This is a genomic window from Streptococcus sp. DD11 (genome assembly GCF_001578865.1).
Classification (GTDB): Bacteria; Bacillota; Bacilli; order Lactobacillales; family Streptococcaceae; genus Streptococcus; species Streptococcus panodentis.
On record NZ_KQ969392.1, the window covers coordinates 490,349 to 496,549 of the forward strand.

The following is a 6,201-nucleotide window of genomic DNA, read 5'->3' on the forward strand; positions in this document are numbered from 1 at the left end:
TTTCAAAAAATCGTCGTACTACAAAAATCCAAGACCTATTTTAGTCTTGGATTTTATTTTTGATGAGATCAGTGAAGAGGTTCCCCCTTCTTTGTCAATTAAAGCTCTGCAATCTGGCTGAGATTGACCTCAGCAACTGTATCATTGCCAAACATAGAAATAATCATCTTGACCTTGTTATTGTCAATCTCGGCAATCTTCCCGGTATAGTCCGTAAAGGCGCCGTCAATGATGCGGACTGTGTCGCCGACCTTGACATTCAGATCAAATTCCTGAACCGTTTGTCCCATAGAGATAAGGATATTGCGGATTTCTTCTTCCAAGAGCGGAGTTGGTTTAGAGCGGTTCCCGTGGGATCCGACAAAGCCGGTTACATTAGGCGTATTCCGCACAACAAACCAAGCTTCGTCCGTCATGACCATCTCAACCAAGACATAACCCGGAAATCGGTTTTCTTCCACTTCCTTGGTCTTGCCGTTTTTCTCTACCTGTACGGTCTGAGTAGGGATTTCCACGCGCAGAATATTTTCCAGCATATTATAGGTCTGCGCCCGCTGCAAGAGATTCTCCTTTACCTTATTTTCGTATCCTGAGTAGGTTTGCAGTACAAACCAGCCTTTATCAAAACTGTCCATGTCTTGTCCTTTCCTAAATAAAAAAGCCTGCGGCTCCTGTTCTTGTTTTCTAGCCCTATTATACCATAAAATCTGCAAATGCAAAGCAATTTATACTCTTCGAAAATCTCTTCAAACCACTTCTTCGTCGCCTTGCTTTGACAGTCCCTTCAGATTATCGGGATTTACAAATATATAAAAGTTTTATCTGCTCACAAATAGATAAAGCTTCTGAGTGATACGGCATGCCGATAACTATCCTCATCAGTCAGTGCACTTCTTTTTATACCCTGTCAAGTCTTACCCGAGACATAAATATACAAGAATTGTCAAAAACTGCCTGCAAATCCTTGACAGGGGAAAACAGAGTGGTATAATAAAGTTATCATTTTATATGGTTATCTTTCAGTTGGGTATGAGGCCTCGTCGGCTTCATCTATCTTTAAAAACTGACTTTCTAATCTCCACTGAGACATAGAAGGCTTAAGAGATAGTGCAGGAATACAAACAAACAATCTACGAAGCTATGGGATTGGTATTCTGACAGTTTTTATGTAACAGCTTAGATTTTTGTGTTGATTATGGTAATGATGACTTTTTGAGCAATGCTTAAAGAACACTGAGAAAGTTTTTCTTTCTGCACTGGACTGAAATTGATTGTTCTATCAGTTTTGGAATAGCTGTTTTTAGTGTGCTTTTCATTTGTTTGAGAGTTTTTTTGCTGTATCAAGATGAATGTCGGATCAGTTGAATTTTCCAGTAGGAAAAAGATGCTGGTTTTACAAGGTTCAAAGGCAAAGCTGCAGTTGTGGCTTTTTTGTTTGAACAATTTTCTACCTTTTATGGAGGCGAGATTATGAAATGAGCGACTGCAGACCCGCAGCCCATCAGCTAATCTTTCTCCTTAAGGTACAAGCCAAGCTTGGCTAACAGTTAAAGAAGACGCGTATTCTTTAACAATCCACAAGTTCCGCATGTCCCAAGTTAGGAGAAGATCGACATGCTCAACACCATCCTCACCTCACTGAGCACCGCGGCCCCTACCATTGTTTCAGGGATTGCCGTCCTCATTCTTTCAGACCTTTACAAAGGCCTGAAGAAATTGATTCGCTGGATTTCTCAGCGAATTCAGAAAGTTTTTTCTGCAGCGCAAGTTGCAGAAAAAAGAGCTCGAGTTGAAAGAGCTCAAGGCAGCTCTGAATACCTGCCCCAGGTCTCAGCGAAAGCAGCTGAACCTGCAAAAGCAGGATTTGCACCAGCAAATTAAAAAGCTGAAGTGCAAAATCAGGAAGCTGTCGAATCAGCTGAGCTGATTCGCTCGATAGTTCTCCCTCATATGAGAACTACAAGAAGCCCTCATCTACTCACAATAGATGGGGGCTTCGGCTTTTTTTTTATGCTATTCATAATCTTTCTCAAGCAATAGCGGCCGTCAGCTTCCACTGCACGATCCTAGAAACAAAAGAGTGATACAAGCATACAAAAAGCTTTACCTACTCACAATAGATAAAGCTTCTGAGTGATACGACATGCGTATAACTATCCTCAATAAATAGCATAACTCTTTTTTTATACCCTGTCAAGTCTGATTCAAACATGGATATACAAGCCTTTTTTGCCCGCAGAATAGATGGGATGCAGGCCATACAATAGCAATCGTATTTTTCCCCATTTTCTGCCAAGTGCCTATGAGAAAATATTGATAATGCGGAAAAGGCCGCTGGCAACTACCTTGTCAAAGATATAAATGATTACCACAAAGAAGGCAGTGTATTCCATAACAGAAATAAAATCTGTCCATCTTTCCTTGCGGGTAGGCCAAGTTGTATCTTTCAGCAGTTTAAAAATATCTTTAAAGAATTTCACAACAATCAAATCTCCTATCTAGTTTCTTTATGTAAAGTATATTTACTGCAGTGTTTGCAGAATTTATTGACTTCTAGGCGTGTTGGTTTAGGAGTGCTGCTAAGCTTGATAGAATAATTCCTGGAACCGCATACTGTACACGCTAGGCTCGCTTTTTTTAATACCATAGCCCTATTATAGCAGGATTCCTTGCTTTTGACAAGCTGCGTCCACTCTGCTCAGCGGCGGGTCCGGCTTCTTCGGCCTGTTGCCCAGTCTGATGCTGCTTGCACGGGGCAAGTCTCTGTTTTACTGGAACCAGCTAGTGATGGTATCCCAAAGGTTTTTGGCCTTCTCAGGCAGCCCTGTATCATCAATCGCTTTCTTGGCCTCGTCCACCAGATTCTGAGCCCGATCCTGAACCTCCTGCAGGAAGTCCTTGTTTTCAGTCGTTGTGCCGGTTTCCTCTGTGCCATAAGTGTCCACCGGTGAAATACCGTTTTCAGCATAAGCATTTTCCTGACCGGAAAATGAAGAGCCCTCGGTATATGGCAGGATACTATTGGCAACATTGCGGAAGACAGCCGAAGCTTCATTGGCACTGGTACCCGTCAGATAATGGCTCTCGTCTGTTGTCGGGAAGCCCAGCCACTGGCTGATGACAACATCCGGAGTATAGCCGATGACCCACTGATCCCCGGACAGATCCGGATTGAAATCCGTCTCTGTTGTCCCTGTCTTACCAGCCATCGTATAGCCGTAAGGAGCCGCATAAATCCCTGTACCATTTGAGAATGTTCCCAGCATCATGCTGGTCATCTTTTCAGTGGTTGAGTGATTGAGGACCCGGGTTGAGGTCTGACGATGGGTCTTGACAACTTGGCCACTGGCATTTTCAATCTTGGTAATGAGATGGGCATCGTTCATGACACCGTCATTGGCAAAGACAGAGTAAGCCTGTGCCATTTGCAGCGGATTGGTCGTGACACCGCTGCCCAGAGCAACCCCCAGTGTCTGGTCAACCTTATCCATATTGAGGCCGAATTTCTTGCCGTACTCAAAGGCCTTATTGACTCCTAATTCATCAACTGTCGAAACAGCCGGAATATTAAGGGATTCAGCCAGAGCCTGGTACATCGGCACTGTCGGTGAACTTTGGATATTGCCGTAGTTATTGATGGTGTAGTCGCCAAAGGTGGTGCGGGTATTATCCAGCTCCTTATCCGTGGGCCAGCCGGCAGCGACCGCAGGACTGTAAGCCACCAGAGGTTTGATGGTCGATCCGGGACTGCGGGAGGACTGAGTCGCATAGTTAAAGGACCTGAAAGAAGAACCTTCCTCACTGTTGACCCGGCCGACCAAGGCGCGAACGCCGCCGGTTTTCGGATCCAGCGCCACACTGCCTGACTCAGCCATGGTGCCGTCTTCTGCCACCGGAAAGAGACTGACATTGCTGTAGATGACCTGCATGCTGGCCTGATAATTCTGGTCCAGCTCTGTATAAATGCGGTAGCCATTGTTGACGATTTCTTCCTCTGTCAGGCCGTAATTGTTAATGGCCTCATTAATGACCGCATCAAAATAGGACGGATAGCGGTAATCTTCTGATTTGCCGGCATAGGCATCCACCAGCTGACCGCCAATCCCCACCGCAGCTGCCTGATCAGCTGTCGCCTGATCAATATAGCCTGCCGCCACCATATTCTGCAGGACCGTATCCCGACGGTTGGTCGCATTTTCGACAGAATAAAGCGGATTGTAGATTTCCGGTCCCTTGAGCATCCCCGCCAGCACAGCCGACTGATCCAGGCTGAGCTGACCGGCTGATACACCGAAGTATTTCTTGGCAGCATCTTCCACTCCCCAAACCCCGTTTCCGAAATAGGAATTATTGAGGTACATGGTCAGAATCTCCTGCTTGGTATACTTTTTATTGATTTCCAAGGCGAGGAAGAACTCCTTGGCCTTGCGCTCGATGGTCTGGTCCTGAGACAGGTAAGCATTCTTAGCCAGCTGCTGGGTAATGGTGGAACCGCCGCCTGAGCGCCCGGCTGTCAAAATAGCCAGGATAAAGCGGCCGTAGTTGATTCCGCCGTTTTCATAGAAACTGCGGTCCTCCGTCGCAATGACTGCATTCTGCAGATCCTGACTGATCTCCGTCAGCTCGACATAGGTCCCCTTCTGCCCGGACAGGCTGCCTGCTTCGCCGCCGTCTTTATCGTAAATCAGCGTGGTCGCCTTAAGGGCATTCTGCAGATCCTTGACATTGGTCGTCTTGGCTACATAAAAGAGATAGCCGCCGACAACCAGACCAAAGGTCAGACCAGAAATCAGAAAAATCTTGGTCAGATGAAATTTTCGCCAGAACCGGCGGATAGGATGCTGAGAGAGGGGCTTTTTCCTGTTTTTGCCTGAGCGGCTGAAGCTAGGCTCTGCCGCTTCTTCTCCTTCCAGCTCGACCTCCTCTGCTGCCTTTTTGGGCTTATCGATCGTAAAATAATCTACTAATCTTTCAAACAAATCTTTTAAGTTCTTCATAAACTTTATTTTATCACCTTATTTAGGTGCAGACAAGAAAGGACCTTCTTTCTTCGCCTATTTTTAGTTAACTTTAAGCAAAAGAGTATATTAAGTCCTGATTTCCAAAAGAGAGCGATGCCGATTCCGGCTTGCTGATTCCCAAACGGCCGACTTTCTGCTACAATAAAACCATGCAATTCATGATAGAAATCCCAGCTGCCCTGCCAGCCACAACGGTCAAGGAACTACTGGAAGAGCACTTTCTCATTCCCCGCAAAATCCGCCATTTTTTACGCATCAAAAAGCATGTCTTGATCAACGGCCAAAGCATCAACTGGCAGAGTCCCGTCAGGGCCGGAGACCGGATCTGCCTGACTTTTGACGAAGAGGACTATCCTCCCAAAAGCATTCTCATGGGCCGGGCCGAACTGGTCGAAGAGCTCTACCAAGACCAGCACCTCATCATCGTCAACAAGTCCGAGGGCATGAAGACCCATGCCAATGAACCGGCCGAACTGGCTCTGCTCAACCATGTATCAGCCTATGTCGGTCAGACCTGCTATGTCGTCCACCGGCTGGACAAGGAAACCAGCGGAGCGGTGCTCTTTGCCAAAAACCCCTTCGTCCTGCCTATTTTGAATCGGATGTTAGAAAACAAGGCGATCCGCAGAGAGTACTGGGCCCTGACCGATGGGCAGCCCAGTCAAAAAACGATGACCTTCAGGGACCGAATCGGCCGCGACCGCCATGACCGCAGAAAGCGGCTGGTGGACCCCCAAAAGGGCCAGACCGCTGAGACCCAGGTGACGCGGCTGAAAAACTTCAGCCAGACCAGTCTGGTCAACTGCCAGCTGAAAACCGGCCGCACCCATCAAATCCGTGTCCATCTTTCTCACCATGGCCTGCCTATTGTCGGCGACCCTCTTTACCATCCTCAGCCGCAGGGCCGCCTCATGCTCCACGCCCACCGGCTGACCCTGACCCACCCTTTCACGCTGGAGAAGCTGCTTGTCGAGGCTCCGTCAGTGAGTTTTGAGGAAGGGTTGAGATAAGAGCCTGTGTCCATGGCTGATTTTACCATCTAACCCCCTATATCCCGGCAGGCATCCCTGAATCTTTCGGAAGATGTCCAGCATGCCTGCAGCACGCCGCCTAGATTAACTGAAAAACCATTTCTCATCTAGCAAAAGCTGCCTTCACAAATAGTGGTTCAAAAACAGAC

The 6,201-nt window shown here is 47.1% G+C and carries 6 protein-coding genes; 2 read left to right on the forward strand and 4 right to left on the reverse strand.

All coding sequences use genetic code 11. From position 1 onward, the window contains the following. Positions 1–98: 98 nt before the first annotated feature. Positions 99–635, reverse strand: a complete 537-nt coding sequence (gene nusG / locus STRDD11_RS02305) for a transcription termination/antitermination protein NusG (RefSeq protein ID WP_128834944.1) — start codon at positions 633–635, stop codon at positions 99–101. 979 nt (positions 636–1,614) lie between these two features. Between nusG and STRDD11_RS02310 the strand changes: the two genes are divergently transcribed. Further along, a complete protein-coding gene (locus STRDD11_RS02310; RefSeq protein WP_128834946.1) occupies positions 1,615–1,881 on the forward strand; it encodes a hypothetical protein in 267 nt (88 codons plus the stop codon). A gap of 419 nt (positions 1,882–2,300) precedes the next feature. On the opposite strand, the gene secE is transcribed toward STRDD11_RS02310, so the two are convergent. From secE to pbp2a, 3 genes are all read right to left on the reverse strand, one after another. Beyond that, positions 2,301–2,480 carry a preprotein translocase subunit SecE gene (gene secE, locus STRDD11_RS02315; protein ID WP_128834948.1) on the reverse strand — a complete coding sequence of 60 codons (180 nt, stop codon included), beginning with the start codon at positions 2,478–2,480 and terminating at the stop codon, positions 2,301–2,303. Between the two features lie 14 nt (positions 2,481–2,494). Beyond that, positions 2,495–2,647, reverse strand: a complete 153-nt coding sequence (gene rpmG / locus STRDD11_RS02320) for a 50S ribosomal protein L33 (RefSeq protein ID WP_128834950.1) — start codon at positions 2,645–2,647, stop codon at positions 2,495–2,497. Positions 2,648–2,768: 121 nt separating this feature from the next. Further along, the gene (gene pbp2a, locus STRDD11_RS02325) at positions 2,769–4,997 is read right to left on the reverse strand and encodes a penicillin-binding protein PBP2A (RefSeq protein ID WP_128834952.1); all 2,229 of its coding nucleotides are present in this window, start codon (positions 4,995–4,997) and stop codon (positions 2,769–2,771) included. 173 nt (positions 4,998–5,170) lie between these two features. Here pbp2a and STRDD11_RS02330 point away from each other — a divergent pair, with 173 nt between their 5' ends. After that, entirely contained in the window at positions 5,171–6,031 is an 861-nt protein-coding gene (locus STRDD11_RS02330) for an RluA family pseudouridine synthase (RefSeq protein ID WP_128835356.1), read from the forward strand. The last annotated feature ends 170 nt before the right edge of the window (positions 6,032–6,201 follow it).

Coding starts and splice junctions, on each gene's coding strand:
- nusG (WP_128834944.1), bottom strand. CDS start 635: ATGGACAGTTTTGATAAAGGCTGGTTTGTACTGCAAACCTACTCAGGA.
- STRDD11_RS02310 (WP_128834946.1), top strand. CDS start 1,615: ATGCTCAACACCATCCTCACCTCACTGAGCACCGCGGCCCCTACCATT.
- rpmG (WP_128834950.1), bottom strand. CDS start 2,647: ATGGTATTAAAAAAAGCGAGCCTAGCGTGTACAGTATGCGGTTCCAGG.
- pbp2a (WP_128834952.1), bottom strand. CDS start 4,997: ATGAAGAACTTAAAAGATTTGTTTGAAAGATTAGTAGATTATTTTACG.
- STRDD11_RS02330 (WP_128835356.1), top strand. CDS start 5,171: ATGCAATTCATGATAGAAATCCCAGCTGCCCTGCCAGCCACAACGGTC.